This is a genomic window from Sphingobium sp., assembly GCF_032153725.1.
In the GTDB taxonomy this organism is placed as follows: Bacteria; Pseudomonadota; Alphaproteobacteria; order Sphingomonadales; family Sphingomonadaceae; genus Sphingobium.
In genome coordinates this window covers 32,932-51,513 of the sequence record NZ_JALDYQ010000032.1, presented here as the reverse complement: position 1 = coordinate 51,513, position 18,582 = coordinate 32,932, and the positions used below count along the sequence as shown (strand labels likewise).

The 18,582-nt window shown below is 63.5% G+C and carries 16 protein-coding genes and 1 pseudogene; 10 read left to right on the top strand and 7 right to left on the bottom strand.

Annotated features, from left to right (window positions below; all coding sequences use genetic code 11):
- From RUH75_RS12250 to RUH75_RS12235, 4 genes and pseudogenes are all read right to left on the bottom strand, one after another.
- A pseudogene (locus RUH75_RS12250) lies at positions 1–157 on the bottom strand (hypothetical protein); the annotation flags it as partial.
- Positions 158–237: 80 nt separating this feature from the next.
- Positions 238–1,641 carry an efflux transporter outer membrane subunit gene (locus RUH75_RS12245; RefSeq protein ID WP_313806246.1) on the bottom strand — a complete coding sequence of 468 codons (1,404 nt, stop codon included), beginning with the start codon at positions 1,639–1,641 and terminating at the stop codon, positions 238–240.
- A gap of 5 nt (positions 1,642–1,646) precedes the next feature.
- On the bottom strand, positions 1,647–4,820 hold the full coding sequence (locus tag RUH75_RS12240; RefSeq protein WP_313806244.1) for an efflux RND transporter permease subunit: 3,174 nt from the start codon (positions 4,818–4,820) through the stop codon (positions 1,647–1,649).
- Between the two features lie 3 nt (positions 4,821–4,823).
- Positions 4,824–5,969: an efflux RND transporter periplasmic adaptor subunit gene (locus tag RUH75_RS12235; RefSeq protein ID WP_313806242.1), complete on the bottom strand. Its 1,146-nt coding sequence runs from the start codon at positions 5,967–5,969 to the stop codon at positions 4,824–4,826.
- A gap of 119 nt (positions 5,970–6,088) precedes the next feature.
- On the opposite strand from RUH75_RS12235, the gene RUH75_RS12230 reads away from it, so the two are divergent.
- Positions 6,089–6,676 (top strand): helix-turn-helix domain-containing protein, encoded by a 588-nt coding sequence (locus tag RUH75_RS12230; protein WP_313806240.1) that lies wholly within the window; start codon positions 6,089–6,091, stop codon positions 6,674–6,676.
- Between the two features lie 25 nt (positions 6,677–6,701).
- On the opposite strand, the gene RUH75_RS12225 is transcribed toward RUH75_RS12230, so the two are convergent.
- From RUH75_RS12225 to RUH75_RS12215, 3 genes are all read right to left on the bottom strand, one after another.
- Entirely contained in the window at positions 6,702–9,593 is a 2,892-nt protein-coding gene (locus RUH75_RS12225; RefSeq protein WP_313806238.1) for a M16 family metallopeptidase, read from the bottom strand.
- 98 nt (positions 9,594–9,691) lie between these two features.
- Positions 9,692–11,080, bottom strand: a complete 1,389-nt coding sequence (locus tag RUH75_RS12220; protein WP_313806236.1) for a DEAD/DEAH box helicase — start codon at positions 11,078–11,080, stop codon at positions 9,692–9,694.
- A 273-nt stretch (positions 11,081–11,353) separates the two neighbouring features.
- Positions 11,354–11,824, bottom strand: a complete 471-nt coding sequence (locus RUH75_RS12215; protein WP_313806234.1) for a pyridoxamine 5'-phosphate oxidase family protein — start codon at positions 11,822–11,824, stop codon at positions 11,354–11,356.
- 115 nt (positions 11,825–11,939) lie between these two features.
- On the opposite strand from RUH75_RS12215, the gene RUH75_RS12210 reads away from it, so the two are divergent.
- The 9 genes from RUH75_RS12210 to ybeY all read left to right on the top strand — a co-directional run bounded on the left by RUH75_RS12210 (position 11,940) and on the right by ybeY (position 18,553).
- The gene (locus RUH75_RS12210; protein WP_313806232.1) at positions 11,940–12,509 is read left to right on the top strand and encodes a NifU family protein; all 570 of its coding nucleotides are present in this window, start codon (positions 11,940–11,942) and stop codon (positions 12,507–12,509) included.
- An 89-nt stretch (positions 12,510–12,598) separates the two neighbouring features.
- Entirely contained in the window at positions 12,599–13,225 is a 627-nt protein-coding gene (gene tsaB, locus RUH75_RS12205; protein ID WP_313806231.1) for a tRNA (adenosine(37)-N6)-threonylcarbamoyltransferase complex dimerization subunit type 1 TsaB, read from the top strand.
- Entirely contained in the window at positions 13,222–13,701 is a 480-nt protein-coding gene (locus tag RUH75_RS12200; protein WP_313806230.1) for a GNAT family N-acetyltransferase, read from the top strand. The genes tsaB and RUH75_RS12200 overlap by 4 nt, the downstream gene beginning before the upstream one ends.
- Before the next feature lie 112 nt (positions 13,702–13,813).
- Positions 13,814–14,239, top strand: coding sequence for a MucR family transcriptional regulator (locus tag RUH75_RS12195; protein WP_313806229.1), 426 nt, complete (start codon positions 13,814–13,816; stop codon positions 14,237–14,239).
- 123 nt (positions 14,240–14,362) lie between these two features.
- Positions 14,363–14,785, top strand: a complete 423-nt coding sequence (locus RUH75_RS12190) for a Fur family transcriptional regulator (RefSeq protein ID WP_313806228.1) — start codon at positions 14,363–14,365, stop codon at positions 14,783–14,785.
- 6 nt (positions 14,786–14,791) lie between these two features.
- Positions 14,792–15,559 carry a lysophospholipid acyltransferase family protein gene (locus RUH75_RS12185; RefSeq protein ID WP_313806227.1) on the top strand — a complete coding sequence of 256 codons (768 nt, stop codon included), beginning with the start codon at positions 14,792–14,794 and terminating at the stop codon, positions 15,557–15,559.
- Complete coding sequence (miaB, locus tag RUH75_RS12180) at positions 15,549–16,898, top strand: tRNA (N6-isopentenyl adenosine(37)-C2)-methylthiotransferase MiaB (RefSeq protein WP_313806226.1); 1,350 nt, start codon at positions 15,549–15,551, stop codon at positions 16,896–16,898. The genes RUH75_RS12185 and miaB overlap by 11 nt, the downstream gene beginning before the upstream one ends.
- A 122-nt stretch (positions 16,899–17,020) precedes the next feature.
- The gene (locus RUH75_RS12175; protein ID WP_313806223.1) at positions 17,021–18,025 is read left to right on the top strand and encodes a PhoH family protein; all 1,005 of its coding nucleotides are present in this window, start codon (positions 17,021–17,023) and stop codon (positions 18,023–18,025) included.
- A gap of 27 nt (positions 18,026–18,052) precedes the next feature.
- Positions 18,053–18,553: an rRNA maturation RNase YbeY gene (gene ybeY, locus RUH75_RS12170; protein WP_313806221.1), complete on the top strand. Its 501-nt coding sequence runs from the start codon at positions 18,053–18,055 to the stop codon at positions 18,551–18,553.
- The last annotated feature ends 29 nt before the right edge of the window (positions 18,554–18,582 follow it).

Below are 18,582 nucleotides of genomic sequence, written 5' to 3'. Positions count from 1 at the left end.
TGTTTTCCGTGATTTCCGAGCCGCCAGATGATGCCATCTGGCTCGAAATCACTCTGGGATCATCATTTTCCCACAGGACCGCCGTCAGCCCTTTCTCGCCCGCCACCAGCGTCAGTTCACCGACGGGCGACGCCATCGTCCGATATGCGTAGCTCATGCCCATTCCTTTCCACCATCTGATGGCGCAAGCATAGGGATGATGGGCAAGGATGCCTTCCCGCCCCTTGCGGTCAAAGATTATCTGAGGCCACCGCCCATGGCACGATACAGTTCGACCATGTTCGTCGCCCGCGTCAGCCGCGTCGCCAACAGGCTCTGTTCTGCATTGTAAAGCGTCCGCTGCGAATCCAGCGTGGTCAGGAAACCGTCCACTCCCGCCCGGAAGCGGGCCTCCGACAGCCGGTAACCGACCCGCGCCGCATCCCGCAAAGAGGTCTGCGCCTCCAACTGCGCGGTCATCGTCCCCCGCCGTGCCAGCGCATCGGCCACCTCGCGAAAACCGGTCTGCACGCTTTTCTCATAGGTGGCGACCATCGCATCATGATTTGCCCGCGCATAGCGAAGATTCCCCTGATTGCGCCCGAAATCGAAGATCGGCAGGCTGGCAGAAGGCGCCACCGACCATGTATCGCTTCCCGACTTGAACAGATTGGAAAGACCAAGGCTCATCGTCCCGAACGCCGCCGTCAACGAGATTTTCGGGAAAAAGGCCGCCCGCGCCGCTCCGATATTGGCATTAGCCGCCAACAACTGATGCTCTGCCGCCATGATATCCGGCCGCCGCAACAATGCCGTGGAAGGCAGGTCGCTGGGCAGATTGGCCAGCGTCACATCCCCATCCGGCATTGCGGTCGGCAGATCTTCAGCCGGCACCGTCGCTCCGGCCAGCAGGTTCAGCGCATTCTGGTCCTGCGCCACCAATGTCGTCGCCTGGGCAATATCGGAACGTGCCTGATCATGGCTGGTTTGCGCCTGACGGACCTCCAGTTCCGATGCGATCCCCCTGGCAAAGCGCGCCCTGGTGAGGTCCAGCGTCCGGCCGAAGGTCTGTTCCAGATCACGCGCGATCTTCAACCGCTCCTGATCCGCCGCCATGGCGAGCCATGCATTGGCAACCTCGGCGATCAAGGCGGTCTGCGCGGCGTTGCGGTTCTCCACCGAAGCGAAATATTGCTCCTGCGCCGCCGTGGTCAAATTGCGCACCCGGCCGAACAGGTCGATTTCCCAGGCGGACACCCCGGCCGAAGCCGCGTAAATATCCGAACGCCCCGACGCACCCTGCTGCGCGAAGGGTTGATCCTGGAAGGTCGCGCTTCCACTGGCGTCAAGGGCTGGAAACATGTCCGCCCGCTGCACCTTATATTGCGCCCGCGCCTGCCCTATACGGGCGAGCGCCACGCGCAGGTCGCGATTATTGCCAAGCGATGTCCCGATCACCCGGACTAGGCGAGGATCGATGAAGAAATCCTTCCATGCCGTATCCGCCGCAACGATCGCCTGCCCACCCTCTCCGGCATAGGCCGGACCCTGTGGACTGGCCTCCGGCACGGGCAGCGCGGGTCGCACATATTTGGGCGCCATGTCGCACGCAGCAAGTGTCAGGGTCAGGGCAACAGCGTGAAAGAGCTTGATCTTGTTCATGATCCTCATGCCTCTCGGGGCGTCAGCGCAACGCTGCCCTCAATTTCGCCTGCCTTGCCGTGCTGTTCGCGAAACAGCCGCTTCACCACGGTGAAGAAGACCGGCACAAAGAAGATGGCGAGAATGGTGGCAGACAACATGCCGCCAACAACGGCCCAGCCGATCGCGTTCTGACCGCCCGCCCCTGCACCCTTCGCCACGGCCAGCGGCAGCACGCCGAAGATGAAGGCGAAGCTGGTCATCAGGATCGGCCGCAGGCGCAGCTTGCCTGCCTCCAGCGCCGCCCGGGCGGGCGAGAGGCCCTCGCGCATCCTTTCCTCGGCAAATTCGACGATCAGGATCGCGTTCTTGGCGGACACGCCGATGGTCGTGATCAGGCCTACCTGCAAATAGATATCGTTGTTGAGCCCCGCCAAAGACGCCGCAATCACGGCGCCGAACACGCCCAGCGGCACCACCAGCATCACCGCGATCGGCACCGACCAGCTTTCATACAGCGCGGCCAGGCACAGGAAGACGATCAGCATGGACAGGGCATAAAGCGCCGGCGCCTGCCCGCCCGAGGTGTTTTCCTCATAGGAAATGCCGTTCCATTCATGGCCGACGCCCGCCGGCAGCCTGGCCGCCATTTCCTCCATCGCCTTCATCGCCTCTCCGGTCGACACGCCCGGCGCAGGAGCACCCATGATCTGCATCGACGGCACGCCGTTGAAGCGCTCCAGCTTGGCCGGGCCATTGATCCATTCGGTCGTCGCAAAGGAGGAGATCGGCGCCATCACGCCCGAACTGCCGCGCACATGCAGTGCCCCGATCGAATCCGGCGTGGTGCGAAAGGGCGCGTCGGACTGTACATAAACGCGCTTCACCCGGTCACGGTCGATGAAATCATTGACATACACACTGCCCATCGCGGTGCTGATCGCGTCATTGACGTCGGACTGCGCGATGCCCAACGCTCCGGCCGCCGCCTGATCGACGTTCAGTTTGAGCTGCGGCGTATCTTCCAGTCCGTTGGGCCGAACCTGCGCCAATCGCCTGTCGGCCATCGCCATCCCCAACAACTTGTTGCGCGCCTCCAGCATCTTTTCATGGCCCAGCCCACCCCGGTCCACGAGCTGGAAGTCGAAACCGGTCGCATTGCCCAATTCCTGCACGGCGGGCGGCACGAAGGCGATCGCCATTCCGGCGGAAATCTTCCGGAAGGCGGCATTGGCCCGCAGGGCAATGGCAGACACCCTGTTCTCGGCGCCCTTGCGTTCCGACCAGTCCTTCATGCGGGCAAAGACGATGCCGACATTTTGCCCCTGTCCCACGAAACCGAAACCGGAAATGGTGAAGACGGCGGCGGCATTCTTCTTCTCATCGACCAGATAATGGTCACGCACCCTGGCCAGCGTCCGCTCGGTTTCCTCCAGCGTCGAACCGGCAGGCAGCGACACCTGATTGATGATGATCCCCTGATCCTCATCGGGAAGGAAGCCGCCCGGCAGGCGCAGGAAGATCAGCCCCATGCCGACCACGATCAGCCCATAGACCAGCATCGTCCGGCCCCAACGCCGCTCGACCTTCTCCACCGTTTCACCATAGCGCACGACATTGCGGTCGAAGGTGCGATTGAACCAGTCGAAGAACCGGCCGAAGCGCGAGCCGAAAAAGCCCGTCCAGATATGGCTGTGCCCCTTGGGCTGAAGGATCGTCGCGCAGAGCGCCGGGGTCAGGATAAGGGCAACCAGAACCGACAGCACCATGGACGAAACGATGGTGATGGAGAACTGGCGGAAGATCACGCCGGTCGACCCGCCGAAGAAGGCCATGGGCAGGAACACCGCCGACAGCACCAGACCGATGCCGATCAGCGCGCCGCTGATCTCGTCCATGGACTTTTTCGCTGCTTCCCTGGGGCTGAGGCCTTCTTCCTGGATGATGCGCTCGACATTTTCGACCACCACGATCGCGTCATCGACCAGCAGGCCGATGGCCAGCACCATGCCGAACAGCGTCAGCGTGTTGATGGTGAAACCGGCCGCATGCAGGATCGCGAACGACCCCAGCAGCACCACCGGCACGGCAATGGTCGGGATCAGCGTGGCACGCCAGTTTTGCAGGAACAGGAACATCACCACGAAGACCAGCAGGATCGCTTCGAACAGGGTATGGATGACCTGTTCGACCGACAGCTTCACGAAGGTGGAATTGTCGACCGGAAAATCATATTTGACCCACGCCGGGAAGGTCCCGGACAGCTCATCGATGCGGCTCTTGACGCTTTCGACGGTATCCAGCGCATTGGCGCCCGGTGCCAGCTTGATGCCGAAACCGGCGGCGGGATGGCCATTGAATTTCGCGCCGAAACTGTAGCTTTCCGCGCCCAGTTCGACCCGCGCGACGTCCGACAGGTAGACCACCGATCCGTCGCCATTGCTGCGCAGCCTGATCCGGCGGAACTCTTCCGGCGTCTTCAGACGCGACTGCGCCGTCACCGTGGCATTCAGCGCCTGTCCGGTGGGGGAAGGCGTGCCGCCGATCTGGCCTGCCGAAACCTGCGCATTCTGGGTCCGGATGGCTGATTTCACGTCCCCGGTGGTGACGCCCAGATTTGCCATCTTATAAGGGTCCAGCCAGATGCGCATGGCATATTGCGCCCCCAGAAGCTGGGTATCGCCCACGCCATTCACCCGGCTGATCGGGTCTTGCAACGTCGACGCGATGAAATCGCCCGCGTCCTGTTGGTCATGAACGCCGTCATCGGCATAGACCGCCATGACCATCAGGAAGGTGGAGGTCGACTTGGTGACGCGCAGCCCCTGCTGCTGCACTTCCTGCGGCAGCAGGGGCGTCGCCTGCGCCAGCTTGTTCTGCACCTGCACCTGCGCGATATCGGCGTCGGTGCCCTGCTCGAAGGTCAGGGTGATGGTCAGATTGCCCGCGGAATCGCTGCTGGAGGAGAAATAGCGCAGATTGTCGATGCCCTTGAGCTGCTGCTCGATGATCTGCGTGGTCGTGCTTTCCAGCGTTGCGGCATTGGCGCCCGGATAGCTGGCGGAAATCGTCACCGCGGGCGGCGCGATCTCCGGAAACTGGGCCACGGCCAATGAACGTATCGCCAGCAGGCCGGCCAGCATGATGACGATGGCGATGACCCATGCGAAGATGGGCCGGTCGATGAAATAACGGGCCATGGCTTATTTCCCCGCCCGCTGCGCCGTCACCTGCTGCGGCCCGCCCGGCCGCACCACGGTTCCGGGACGCAGATTGACCAGTCCCTCGACGATCAGCCGGTCACCCGCTTTCAGCCCGCTGGTGACGATCCATCTGTCTCCGACGGCCCGATCGGTTTCGACCTGGCGCAGCTCGACCTTGTTGCCCGCGCCGATCACCATGGCGGTCGCCCGGCCCCGCGCATCGCGGGTTATGCCCTGCTGCGGCGCCAATATCGCCTGCGTGCGCTGCCCCTCGACCAGCGTCGCGCGAACATACATGCCCGGCAGCAACAGGCCGTCCGGATTGGCGAAGGTGGCGCGCAGGGTCACGGCCCCCGAACCCGGATCGACCGTCACTTCCGAAAATTGCAGCCGCCCTTCGATCGGATAAAGGCTGCCGTTGGGCAGCGACAATCGCACGCGCGCGCCGCCTGCTGCGCTGACGCCGCCCGCCTTCATCGCCTGCTTGAGATCGATGATCTGCGCTGCGGATTGGGTGACGTCGACATAGACCATGTCGGTTCGCTGGATCGTTGCCAGCGCGTCCGACTGCCCTGCCTGGACCAGAGCGCCCGGCGTGAACAGGGAACGGCCGATACGGCCTGAAATCGGCGCCCGGATACGCGTGAAATCCTGGTTCACCTGCGCCGCGCGCACCGCCGCCCGCTGCGCCGCAACATCCGCGCGCGCCTGCTGGGCGGAGGCGTCTGCATTGTCAGCCTCCTGCCTGCTGACCGCATTGATGCCGACCAGCTCCCGGTAGCGCTGGGCCTGCAATCCCGTTGCGCGGATCGATGCCTGCGCACGTGCCAACGCCCCCTGCGCCTGTCCCAGCGCCGCGCGATAAGGCGCATCCTCAATCTCGTAGAGGCTCTGACCGGCTTCTACCAAGGCGCCCTCAGCAAACAGGCGGCGCCGGATGATGCCGTTGATCTGGGGCCGCACTTCGGCGGTTTCCATTGCGGCAATGCGCCCCGGCAGTTCCGTGATCAGGGGCGCCGCCTCGATCTTCACCGTGACCACCCCGACCGTGGGAGGTGGAGGCGCTGCCTGCCGTTGCTGCCCGCAGCCGCTCAGCGCGACAACCGACGCACAGGCGAGCAGTCCGACGAATATCCCCTTTTGCATCGGCCGATGCTCCGTTCCGTTAAGTGAAGTCCGCCGGAATGAACGTTCATTCCGCTTGCGTCGCAGGTAGGAACATGTCACTATTTGTTCAAGAGTAAAAAAATGCCGGGGGACGATATTTGGCTGCACCGCAACATGAACAAACTGCCCGCAACCGCATATTGAATGCCGCGCGCGACCTGTTCGCCGCCCATGGTTTCCACCAGAGCGCAATGGCGGAACTGGCGTCGGCCGCCCAGGTGTCGGTGGGGCAGATTTATCGCCTGTTCAAGGGCAAGGAAGATATCATCGAAGCCATAGTGGCGAGTGACGCGCACGACCGCGAAGCCATCATCCTGAGCCTGCAAGCCCGACTCAACGCGGGGGAGATCAGCATCGAACAGACCTTCGAACTGTTGCTGCTGGAGATGATGGATAACCCGCACGAAGCCTTGTACTTCGACATTCTTGCAGAAGGATTCCGCAACGCGCGGGTTGGCGGCACCATCGCCGACATGTGCGCGCGTCTGCGCAAGTCGCTGGGTGCTTTTGCCTGCGTCGCCAATCCCGCCCTGTCGGGTGAGGCCCTGAAAGGCGCCGAGGAAGTCATCCTGGCATGCCTGTTCGGCCTGGGCCACCGCAGCCTGTCGGTGCCCGCGATCAGCGCGCAGCGAACGGCAAAGCGTGCAGCCTCCATGATCGTTGCCGCCTTGCGATCGATGGATTGAGCCGCCCTTCGTCCCTCCGGCGTCGCTAACGAGCGGCGACGCCTTCAGGCAGGACGACCGCCGACCAGCTTTTGCCCGGTATCAGATATTTCGCCGCCAATGCCTGAAGATCGGCAGGCGTGACGGTCAGCATGTCCTGCGCCATGGTCTGCATCGCCTGCACATAACGCGGATCATGGGTCGCGCCCTCCATCTGGTTCATCCAGAAGGCGTTGCCCGTCCCCGCGCGCATCAGCAATTGCCGCATCGGTGCAACGGCGCGCTGCAATTCATCCTCGGTCACCGGATTTCTGGCGAGGTCGGCCGCCGTATCCTTCACCACGCCGTAGAAATAATTGACCCGATCCGGCCGCACCTGGCTCGTCACCAATATGTAGCCGCCGCTGTCATAGGAAAAAGGCCAGTTGTTCTGGACGCTGGGCGAATAGGCTGCTCCCTCGGTCGACCGCAGCTTGTCGAACAGGCGATCGTTGAAGATCTGCGTCAGGATTTCCAGCTGCCGCGCCTCCTTCGTCAGCGCAAAGCCGCCCGCCGTCGGCCAGGCCATCACCGCCGCCGCCTGCTCCCTGTCGCCCTTGTGCCGCAGCACCACCGGCGCTTCGACATGGGCGGGGAAGCGCATGACCCTGTTCGCCGGCGGAACCGGCACATCGCGCCGTGACGGCAAAGCGCCGAAGGTCGCCGCCACGGCGGCAATGGCGTCATCAGCCTTCACTTGCCCGAAAATCTGGATCTCGATCGGCCCGGAGGCCAGCAGCGGCTCCCATGTCGCGCGGAAGGCCTGCGGCGTCAGCCCGTCGATTTCCGCGCGCGACGGCGTCCGGAAACGCACATCCTTATCATGCAGAAGCCAGTTGAGATCGCGCGCCAACACGGAATCGGGCGCCCGTTCCATGGCGTCGTAAGCGACTCCGGCGCCTGTCTTGACCCGCGCGATGGGCGCGGGGTCCCATCCGGGCGCGAACAGCTTGGTCGCGAAAAGCTGCAACTGGTCCTTATAATCCGCCGGTCGCGTTACCGCCTGCAATTCAAACGCATCGTCATCGATGGAAAAGTCCATCCCCATGCGCCGGCCGTTGGTCAGGTCATCCAGCTCCCGCTGCCCCAGTTTTCCGATGCCGCTGGCCACCAGCGCGTAGTCGGCGGCCCATCCGGGCGCCGGCCTGGTCGGTGAAAAGGCCTGCTGGCCATGGCCGAAGCGGACATTGATGCGCACCTTCTCCGTCTCGGCATCATTGGCGAAGAGGGTCAGCTTCACGCCGTTGGAAAAGACGATGCTCTCCATCCCCGGCAGGCCGACCGGCGTGCGCGACACGACCCCGCCCGGCGCGCCCAACCGGGGAAGATCGGCCATGGTGACCACCTTGTCTCCCAACCGCGCGTTGGTTGCCGCCTTGACCGGCGCCGCGACAGCGGCAGCAAGCTTCGCGTCCACGCCCGGCTGCACCCTGCCCGTGATCAGATGCGCCCGAAACACGCCCGCGGAGAACAGCCGCCGCGTCGAATCCAGTATCTTCTGCGGCGTCATCCCCGGCTTGCCCGATCGGAAGATGTCGAGCGCAGCCTGCGGGCTGACCGTGGTTTCGCGGATATCGACCGCGCTCACCAGATCGCTCGCCTGTTTCGCGCCTGCTTCCGTATCGGCATTTTCGACCTGGATCGCGAGCGCCGTGTCCATCTGCGCATATTCGCGGTCGATTTCCTGCTGGCTCGGCGGAGCGGCCTTCGCGTCCTCTATGATGGCGCGAACATCCCCCAACGCCTTTTCCCAATTCTCGCCGGTGGGCACGATGGTGACGAAGGTGCCATCGGCCGAACGGCTGACATCCTGCTGATCCACGCTCGCCTGAAGGAAACTGCCGCCGCTGCGCGCCGCCTGCTCCAGCCGCCGACTGATGATCTGGAGGGCCAGCATGTCCGTCAGCTTGTCCTGATTATAGACGATGGTGTCGGCATGCGGCTTCCATGGGCGCAGCCAGGCCATGGTGAGGCCGGTCGGCGCGCCCGATTCCACCGTCACCCTGGTCGCCGGCGCCTTGGCGTCGGGCTCGCCAAAGTCCGGCAGCGGCGCGCCCTTGCTCGACACCATCCAGGACGCGAAATTATCCTTGATCAGCTGCTCGGCCATGGCCGGATCGATATCGCCCGCAATCGAGATCACCGCATTTTCCGGGCGATACCAGCGCTGGTGGAATGCCTCCATCTTCGCGGCCGACACGGCGTTCAGCGTCGCCACCGTGCCGATGGGGCTATGATCGGCCAGGGGCTGCCCCGCGAAGAAATGCCTGCGCGTGGCATCGGAAATCCGCATCTGAGGCCCATCGCCCTCGCGCTTTTCCGCCAGCACCACGGCCCGTTCAGCGTTGACGGCGCTATCCACGATATTGGGATCGACCATCATCCCGGCGAGGATCTTCAGGCTCTCCCCAAGGCTGGCCTGCGTCGCCTGCGGCAGGTCGAGCGCATAGGTCGTCCCGGTCGGCGTCGTCTGCGCATTGCTGTCGCTGCCGAAGGTCACACCCAGCCGCTGCCAGATGCGTTTGGACTCACCGTCAGGCACATGGCGGGAGCCTCTGAACGTCAGATGCTCCATGAAATGCGCGTAACCCAGCTCGTCGGGCTGCTCCATCAGCGACCCGGCATCGATGCGCAGCCGCACCGAAACCTGCCCCGGCGGCACGCCGTTGCGCCGGATCGCATAGCGCAGTCCGTTGGACAGCTCGCCAAAGCGCCACGCCGGATCGATCGGCACATCGCTATTTTCATAAAGCCAGGGGCGGACCTGCGCCTGTGTCGAACCAGGCGCGACCGGCGTGGCAGCAGTCCCCGTCTTCGCGACCAGAGGCGCGGCAACTCCCGAAAGCAGCAAAGCAAGAACGGACAGCGAAGCGGCGGAACGCCGGAAGGAAAAGCTCATGGCCGCGCAGCCTAAAGAGATTTTCCTGAATAACCACTGACAAAGAGAAGGACGGGAACGAACCGCCCCGTCCTTCCCGTCATTCGTTGGGAAAAGGCTTACCGCCCGCCGGTCTTCTGCACGGCGCCCTTATGCGCGCCAACGCCGCTTCCACCACGCCGACGCCGGAAATTCTTCTTCGCGGGCTTGGCGGCCTCCCCCTCAGGCCGATGGGCCCGTTCGGCATTGCCACGCGGCTGCTGCTTCTGCTGGTCCTGATAGCGGCGCTGCCCTTCGGCGCGCCTTGTCTTCTGTTCCGGCGTCTGCTCATGCCCCTTGCGTTGCGGCGCGGCCTTGGGAAGATTGCGCACCGCCTCCACGAAATTGTCGGGCAGCGGCAATATGTCGAGCTTCATCTTGGTCGTCCGCTCGTTCGCCTTCTGATAGGGCCGCTCATCATCCGCCTCGAAGCTGATCGCGACGCCTTCCGCCCCGGCGCGTGCCGTCCGACCGATGCGGTGGACATATTGCTCCGGCACATTGGGCAGTTCGAAATTGATGACGTGCGAAACACCCGAAACGTCGATCCCGCGCGCAGCGATATCGGTCGCGACCAACAGCTTCACATGGCCATGACGGAACGCCTGCAAGGCGGCGGTCCGCTGCCCCTGGCTCTTGTTGCCGTGAATGGCGACAGCCTGGATCCCCGCGCCTTCCAGAAAACGCACGACACGATCGGCGCCATGCTTGGTCCGGGTGAAGATCAGCGCGCGGTCGATATCCTCGCTCCTGATCATCAGGTTCAGCAGCGCCTGCTTTTCCATCTGGTTGACGAAGGTTGCCTGCTGACGCACCCGCTCCGCCGTGGTGGACTGCGGCGCGACGCTGACCTTGACCGGATCGTGCAGGAACTGCGCGGCCAATGCCTCGATCTCGCTCGGCATGGTGGCGGAGAAGAACAGGTTCTGCCGCTCCCTGGGAAGCAGCTTGGCGATCCGCTTCAACGGATGGATGAAGCCCATGTCCATCATCTGGTCGGCTTCGTCCAGGACGAAAATCTCGGTATCCTTGATGGTGAAGGCCCGCTGATCGATCAGGTCGAGCAGACGCCCCGGGGTCGCGACCACGATGTCGACGCCGCGCCCCAGCGCCCGGATCTGCCGGTTGATCGGCACGCCGCCGAACACGACTTCGACGGACAGCTTCAGGAAACGTCCATAGTCGCGGAAGCTCTGCGCGATCTGCGCGGCCAGCTCGCGCGTGGGCGACAGCACCAGCATGCGACAGCCCTGAAGCGGAGTCGGCTTAGGATTGCGGGCGAAATGGTCAAGGCTCGGCAGGGCGAAAGCCGCCGTCTTGCCGGTGCCCGTCTGGGCGATGCCGCACAGGTCCTTGCCTTTGAGCAGCATGGGAATGGCCTGCGCCTGAATAGGCGTGGGCGAACCATATTTCTTGGCGGCGAGCGCTTTCAGAATCGGCTCGGCAAGGCCAAGGTCGGTAAATTGCATGAATGAAACTCACAAATCAGCCCGGGCGCCTTCCGGCATGGCCGGGACGCAAGGCGGGTTACGAAACGACCCGCGTGAAAGGGGAAGCCTCAAAGCTCGACGCAGACTTTCATTGGCCGGCTCCAATGCCTGTCGGCCGGAGCGATCACGCTGCCAATCGCTATATGGGGATAATGCCCACCTGCTGCGCTGCAGCGCATATGACGGGGATGACAAGAAAAAGCAAGGGGGTGACTGCACCGGCAGCAGGGCTTCCTACTCCTCTCCCTGATCCTAAAGTGTCACTTCCACATGCTTCCCGCGCATCTCACCCCGCACGTCGCCCCCGAACATCTGCCGGAACATGCCGCCCAGCGACATGTCCGCGCGCCAGATTTCCGCCCGCCCCAGATCGAAGCGCAGCATCAGCAAATGCGGGTCCTGCCGCCCGTGCGGATACCAGCTGGCCACGTCATGGGTCCAATAGCGATCGATGACAGCCGGGTCCGTTTCCTCGACCAGCGTGCCGTCGATGCAGGCGAACAGGAAATGCCCCTTGGCGGCGAACTGCGCCATCGCCGCCCCCCCAGCCGCCAGCCGGTTTTCCCGCGTCGTATAGAACCAGAAGCAATGATTCGCGCCGGGATCGAGTTGCGCCGTCATCGGCATGCTATGGTCATGCGATCCCTGCAGCCCGATCATCACGAACGGACTCTGCGACAGCTCTGTCCAGAAACGATGGCGGATGTCGGACTCATTGGTCATCTTCTCTCTCCATTCGATCTCCCGCGGGACTCAATCGACGGCGGCAAACGAAGCTCCGACATGCAATTTAGCACGAAAGCTTGATCTTGCGCAGCCTTCTCTCCACATAGCGGGCATGTTGATCGAGACTGAAGCAACGCCCAACCCGGCCACCGTCAAGTTCATCCCCGGCCGCGTGGTCATGGGCATGGGCACCCGCGATTTCGCCACGCCGGAGGAGGCCGAAGCCTCTCCCCTGGCGTCCGCGCTCTTCGGCCTGGGCGACGTGACCGGCGTGTTCTTCGGCGGCGACTTCATTTCCGTGACGATCGCGCCGGGCGCGCAATGGATCGATGTAAAACCCGACATCCTCTCGATCCTGCTGGACCATTTCTCCGCCAACATGCCGCTGTTCACGCCGGGTTCCGCCGGCGAGATCTTCGTGCCGGAGGAGGAATTTGCCGACGATCCCGAAGACGCCGAAATCATCGCGCAGATCCGCGAACTGATCGACACGCGCGTCCGGCCGGCGGTGGCCAATGACGGCGGCGACATCATCTATCGCGGCTTCGACAAGGGTACGGTCTATCTGCGCATGCAGGGCGCCTGTTCGGGCTGTCCTTCCTCCACCGCGACGCTGAAAAACGGGATCGAACAGCTGCTGAAACATTATGTTCCCGAAGTGACAGAGGTTCGCGCCGTCTGAGCGAAGGACCAATTGGCAAATCGATCCTGATCGACTAACCGCTGATCTGGGCGTCGCATCGGGCGGCTCGCCGTCCACAGGGGTCTTCTTTGCGCATATTGGTCATCGATACCGCGACACAGGCGCTATCCGTGGCCCTGCTCGATGATGGCGCGCCGATCGGACATTTTCACCAGATCGTCGGCCGGGGTCATGCAGAGGCGCTGCTGCCTGCCATCGCGTCCATGCCCGATGGGGGAAAGGCCGACGCGATCGCCGTCGATGTGGGGCCCGGCAGCTTCACCGGCGTCCGCATCGGCATAGCTGCTGCCCGCGCGCTGGCGCTGGCCTGGGGCGTCCCGCTGCACGGTTATGGCGCGCTGAGCCTGATCGCCGCCATGGCGGCAGCCGGCCATGAGGGTGAGGCTCTGGCCGTCACCATCACCGGCGGCCATGGCGAACTGTTCTGGCAAAGCTTCTCCGCGGATGGGCTGGCGCCGCTCACCATGCCAGCCTCCACGCCGATCGCGGCGCTGGCGGAGCGGCTCGATCATCCGATGCTTTTCGGCACCGGCGCCGAAGCGCTGGTAACGGCGCGCGGCCATGGCATTGCGGTCAACCTCTATCCCGATGCGGCGGATTATCCGCTGATCGCCGGCCTCCCGGCGCTTCCTCCCTCCCCCATCTACTGCCGCGACGCCGATGCGCGCCCGATGGCGGAACACGCCCCATCATGATCCCGGGCCTTACCCTCGACACTTATGACGAGGGCGAACGCATAGCGATGAGCGACGCGATGGACGTCATGGTACAGGCTTTCGACCCGGCTTTCGGGGAAGCCTGGACATTGCCCCAGCTTGCCGGCGTGATGACGATGCCGGGCACCTGGATCACCATCGCCCGGATCGATGCGGCGGCGCTGGGTTTCGCCCTGGTCCGCTCGGTGCTCGACGAATGCGAACTGCTGCTGCTGGCCGTCAGTCCGCCATGGCGCGGCCGGGGCATTGGAAAGGCGCTGCTGCTCGACAGCCTCAGGACGGCGCGCAGACGGGGCATCACGTCGATGAATCTGGAAGTCAGGGCATCCAATACAGCGATAGGGCTGTATGAAAAAGCCGGGTTCGAATATGTACATCGTCGCCCCGGTTACTATCGCGGCAACGACGGACAACTTCACGATGCGCTAAGCTTTCGTATCGATATGCTTGGATGATTTAAATCTACCCTTGCCAAACAGAAACCATGGGTATAGCTGACCCATACCGCTCTTGAAATGATTTTCCTCGGGCGGGTCGCACAATCAATAGCCTTCGCAGGGAAAAGAAATGGAAATCGAATCGGCACAGAGCGAATTGCTCATTACTTTGACGTCGGACATTGTTGCGGCCCATGTCTCTAACAATAGCGTCGCCGTCTCTGACGTATCTACCCTGATCCAGAATGTGCATGCCGCGCTTTCCGGTCTGGCGACGCCCGCCGCTGTGCCGGAAGTGAAGCCCGAACCTGCCGTGTCGGTGCGTTCCTCGATCAAGCCCGATTACATCATCTGCCTGGAAGACGGCAAAAAGCTGAAGATGCTCAAGCGCCATCTGATGACCCATTATCAGATGACGCCGGACGATTATCGCGCCAAATGGGGATTGCCCGCCGACTATCCGATGGTCGCCCCCAATTATGCCGAACAGCGCCGCAGCCTCGCGAAGAAAATTGGCCTGGGCACCAAGCGCCGCCGCGTGCGCCCCGCCAAATAAGCCCGCGACCCGCAGGCAAAAGCCCATGCAAAGGGGTGCGCTCGCCGCGCGCCCCTTTTATACTAGGACAAAAGCCGCTAGGCTCTTGCCGACCTACCGCAAATCTCAGCCAAGTGAGCCTGCATGAACCGCAAGATCGACGTCGAAGCCCTTTGCCACGAAAAGGGCCTGCGCATCACCGAACAGCGCCGCGTCATTGCCCAGGTGTTGAGCGACGCCAACGACCATCCGGACGTGGAGGAACTGCACCGCCGCTCCTCCGCGATCGATCCGGGCATTTCCATCGCCACCGTCTATCGCACCGTCCGCCTGTTCGAAGAGGCGGGCATTTTGGATCGCCACGATTTCGGTGACGGCCGCGCCCGGTACGAGGCGGCGCCCGAATCCCATCATGACCATCTGATCGATGTCGAAACCGGCAACGTCATCGAATTTGTCGATCCCGAACTGGAACAGCTTCAGAAGCAGATCGCCGAAAAGCTGGGCTTCCGCCTGGTCGACCATCGCATGGAATTGTACGGCGTCGCGCTCGACCGCAAGAGCTGAGGCAAGTTGGGCAGAGTCCGCCGCATCACGCGCACCGGGGCGCTGGCTGCCAGCCTGCTTCTCTGCCTGATCCCGCATCTGATCTGGCGCGCCGCCCGGCAGCGCTCACCCTGGCCCCGGCATTTTCTGGGGCTGGCGGCACATTCCGTCGGCGCGCGCGTGCGGATCGAGGGGCATCCTTTTCAGGGTGACAGCTTCATCATCGCCAATCATGTCAGCTGGGTCGACATATTGGCGTTGGGCGGCGCGACCGGCACCGCCTTCGTCGCGCATGATGGCATAGCCGGCTGGCCCCTCATCGGTTGGCTGGCCGCGCAGAACAACACGCTGTTCGTCACCCGCAACCGGCGCGGCGCGCTGTCGGGCCAGCTCGATGCGCTGCGCACGGCGCTTGCCGGACATCAGCCGATCGCCCTGTTCCCCGAAGGCACGACCAGCGACGGCACGGGGCTGCTGCCCTTCAAGCCTTCCCTGCTGTCCGTCCTTCTGCCACCGCCCCGTTCCGTGCGAATCCAGCCGGTCCATATCGATTATGGCGCGGCGACCGCGGAAATCAGCTGGCACAGCAACGAACCGGCGGGCGCCAATGTCAAAAGGCTGATGGAACGCAAGGGCCCGCTGGACGTCACGCTGCGCTTTCTGGAGCCGTTCGACCCGGCAATCTGCCCGGATCGCAAGGTCCTGGCGGCGATGACGCAGGAAAGGATCGCCGCCAGCATCGCAAGCTTTCACTCCGCCGCCACGCCCTGTATAGCTGGACCGCATGAATCGTAACGACGCCCAAAAGACTCCAGCGACATTCCACGTCAAATCCTTCGGCTGCCAGATGAACGTCTATGATGGCGAACGCATGGCTGAAATGCTGGGCGAGCGGGGCATGACCGCCGCTGCCGAGGGCGCCGAGGCGGACCTCGTCATCCTCAACACCTGCCATATCCGCGAAAAGGCGGTGGACAAGGTTTATTCCGACATCGGCCGCATGACCCGGGAGGACGGCAGCCGCCCCATGATCGCCGTCGCGGGCTGCGTCGCGCAGGCGGAGGGCGGCGAAATCCAGCGCCGCGCCCGCAATGTCGACGTCGTCGTGGGCCCGCAGGCCTATCACCGCCTGCCGGACCTGATCGAAAAGGCCGGTCGCGGCGAGGCGGCGGTCGATACCGACATGCCGCTCGCCTCCAAATTCGGCGCCCTGCCCGCCCGCACGAAGCAGGCACGGCCCACCGCTTTCCTGACGATCATGGAAGGCTGCGACAAATTCTGCACCTATTGCGTGGTGCCCTATACGCGCGGCGCGGAAATCAGCCGCGGCTGGACCGCCATCCTCGATGAAGCCAAAGCGCTTGTCGACGGCGGCGTGCGGGAGATCACGCTGCTCGGCCAGAACGTCAATGCCTGGACGGGCGAGGACGACAGGGGCCGGATGCAGGGCATGGACGGCCTGGTTCGCGAACTGGCGAAGATCGATGCCCTGAAACGCATCCGCTACACCACCAGCCATCCCAATGACATGAGCGACGGCCTGATCGCCGCGCATGGCGACGAACCCAAGCTGATGCCCTTCCTCCATCTGCCGGTGCAGTCGGGCAATAACCGCATCCTGAAAGCGATGAACCGCAGCCACAGCGCCGACAGCTACCTCCGCATCATCGAACGCGTCCGCGAAGCGCGCCCCGACATCGCGCTCTCAGGCGACTTCATCGTCGGCTTCCCCGGCGAAACCGACGCCGAGTTCGAGGATACGCTGAAAATCGTCGAGCAGGTCCGCTACGCTCAATGCTACAGCTTCAAATATAGCTCGCGTCCCGGCACGCCCGCCGCCGACATGGACCACCAGATCCCGGCCGAGGTGATGGACGAACGCCTCGCCCGCCTTCAGGCCCTGATCAACCGCCATCAGGTCGAATTCAACGCGGCCACCGTCGGTCGTGCCACGAATATCCTGCTCGAACGCAAGGGCCGCCATCCCGGCCAGCTGATCGGCAAGACCCCATGGCTCCAGTCCGTCCATGTCACCGCGCCGGAACTTTCCATCGGTGACATGGTCGAAGTCGACATCATCAGCGCCGGTCCGAACAGTCTGGCCGGGCAGCCCAGCAGGAGGAAGGCCGCTTGAACCCAAAACCAGTCGTTCCCGTGACAACGGGAACCCATCTCCGAACCTGTCCGCCAGGCTCAATGAGGAGGAGATGGATAGCCGATCGCACGGCTATGATCATGGGAAAGGGAGGCTGCTGAATGTCGAAGAAACCGAACCAGAACCACCGCGCCGAAGTCGCCGAACGCGCCCGTCTCGAAGTCACCTTCGACCGCCCGCACCTGCTCGGCGCCCTCTTCGGCCAATATGACCAGAATCTGGTGGCCATCGAAAACCGCCTCGGCGTCTATATCGCGGCGCGCGGCAACAAGCTCCAGATCGAGGGCGAGGCCGAAGCCGCCGCCCGCGCCCGCGATGTCATGACCGGCCTCTACAACCGCATCGTCGCCGGGCAGGAAATCGACGCCGGCGCAGTCGAAGCCGTCATCGCCATGTCCGCCGAACCCACGCTCGACGGCATCATCCGCCATGACGTGGCCGAACCGCCCAAGGTGATGATCCGCACGCGCAAGAAAACCATCGTCCCGCGCTCCGCGACGCAGGTGACCTATATGGAAGCGCTCACCCGCAACGACATCATCTTCGCGCTTGGGCCCGCAGGCACCGGCAAGACCTATCTGGCCGTCGCGCAGGCGGTGAGCCAGCTCATCACCGGCAGCGTCGACCGCCTGATCCTCTCCCGCCCCGCCGTCGAAGCGGGCGAGCGGCTGGGCTTCCTGCCCGGCGACATGAAGGAGAAGGTCGACCCCTATCTCCGCCCGATCTACGACGCGCTGTACGACACGCTCCCCGCCGAGCAGGTCGAACGCCGCATCGCATCCGGCGAGATTGAAATCGCCCCCCTCGCCTTCATGCGTGGCCGAACGCTGTCCAACGCCTTCATCGTCCTGGACGAAGCGCAGAACACCACCGTCGCGCAGATGAAGATGTTCCTCACCCGCTTCGGCGAAGGCAGCCGCATGGTCATTTGCGGCGACCCGCGCCAGGTCGACCTGCCGCAACCGGGTATTTCGGGCCTGGCCGATGCCGTCGCCCGCCTCGAAGGCGTGGACGGCATATCCGTCGTGCCCTTCGGCATCAGCGACGTCGTCCGCCACCCGGTCGTCGGACGCATCGTTCAGGCCTATGAGGGCCCGGATGCCTGAATCCTGTCGTTTCGTGGAGTTCTCTGAATGATTGAAGTCGCGGTCCTCCACGAACAGGGCTGGCCCGATGCTGATTGGGAATTGCTTGCCCAGCGGGCCGTCGTTTCGGCGATCACGCACAGCCCCTATGCCAGTTTCGCCACGGACGAGACGCTGTACGAGGTCGCGGTCAAACTCACCACCGATGAGGAAGTGCACCAGCTCAACCGCGCCTATCGGGACAAGGACAAGCCAACCAACGTCCTGTCCTTCCCGATGGTGCAGTCCGACCTGCTGGAAACCACCGCCAATACCGACGATGGCGAAGTCATATTGGGGGATATCGTGCTGGCCGAGGGGGTCTGCGCCGCCGAAGCCGTAGAAAAGGGCATCTCCATCGCGGACCATGCGACCCATCTCATCATTCATGGGACTTTCCATTTGCTGGGATATGATCATATGGAGGACGCGGAGGCCGAAGCGATGGAGGCTCTTGAGACGCAATCGCTGATCAGCCTCGGCATTTCCGATCCTTATGGGGATCGGTAGGTCCAGGCTCTGAAACAGGGGAACAGGAA

What these genes read in the sequence shown, in the direction of transcription:
- RUH75_RS12245 (WP_313806246.1), bottom strand. Translation starts at nt 1,641, where the DNA reads ATGAACAAGATCAAGCTCTTTCACGCTGTTGCCCTGACCCTGACACTT.
- RUH75_RS12240 (WP_313806244.1), bottom strand. Translation starts at nt 4,820, where the DNA reads ATGGCCCGTTATTTCATCGACCGGCCCATCTTCGCATGGGTCATCGCC.
- RUH75_RS12235 (WP_313806242.1), bottom strand. Translation starts at nt 5,969, where the DNA reads ATGCAAAAGGGGATATTCGTCGGACTGCTCGCCTGTGCGTCGGTTGTC.
- RUH75_RS12225 (WP_313806238.1), bottom strand. Translation starts at nt 9,593, where the DNA reads ATGAGCTTTTCCTTCCGGCGTTCCGCCGCTTCGCTGTCCGTTCTTGCT.
- RUH75_RS12220 (WP_313806236.1), bottom strand. Translation starts at nt 11,080, where the DNA reads ATGCAATTTACCGACCTTGGCCTTGCCGAGCCGATTCTGAAAGCGCTC.
- RUH75_RS12215 (WP_313806234.1), bottom strand. Translation starts at nt 11,824, where the DNA reads ATGACCAATGAGTCCGACATCCGCCATCGTTTCTGGACAGAGCTGTCG.
- RUH75_RS12210 (WP_313806232.1), top strand. Translation starts at nt 11,940, where the DNA reads ATGTTGATCGAGACTGAAGCAACGCCCAACCCGGCCACCGTCAAGTTC.
- RUH75_RS12200 (WP_313806230.1), top strand. Translation starts at nt 13,222, where the DNA reads ATGATCCCGGGCCTTACCCTCGACACTTATGACGAGGGCGAACGCATA.
- RUH75_RS12195 (WP_313806229.1), top strand. Translation starts at nt 13,814, where the DNA reads ATGGAAATCGAATCGGCACAGAGCGAATTGCTCATTACTTTGACGTCG.
- RUH75_RS12190 (WP_313806228.1), top strand. Translation starts at nt 14,363, where the DNA reads ATGAACCGCAAGATCGACGTCGAAGCCCTTTGCCACGAAAAGGGCCTG.
- miaB (WP_313806226.1), top strand. Translation starts at nt 15,549, where the DNA reads ATGAATCGTAACGACGCCCAAAAGACTCCAGCGACATTCCACGTCAAA.
- RUH75_RS12175 (WP_313806223.1), top strand. Translation starts at nt 17,021, where the DNA reads ATGTCGAAGAAACCGAACCAGAACCACCGCGCCGAAGTCGCCGAACGC.
- ybeY (WP_313806221.1), top strand. Translation starts at nt 18,053, where the DNA reads ATGATTGAAGTCGCGGTCCTCCACGAACAGGGCTGGCCCGATGCTGAT.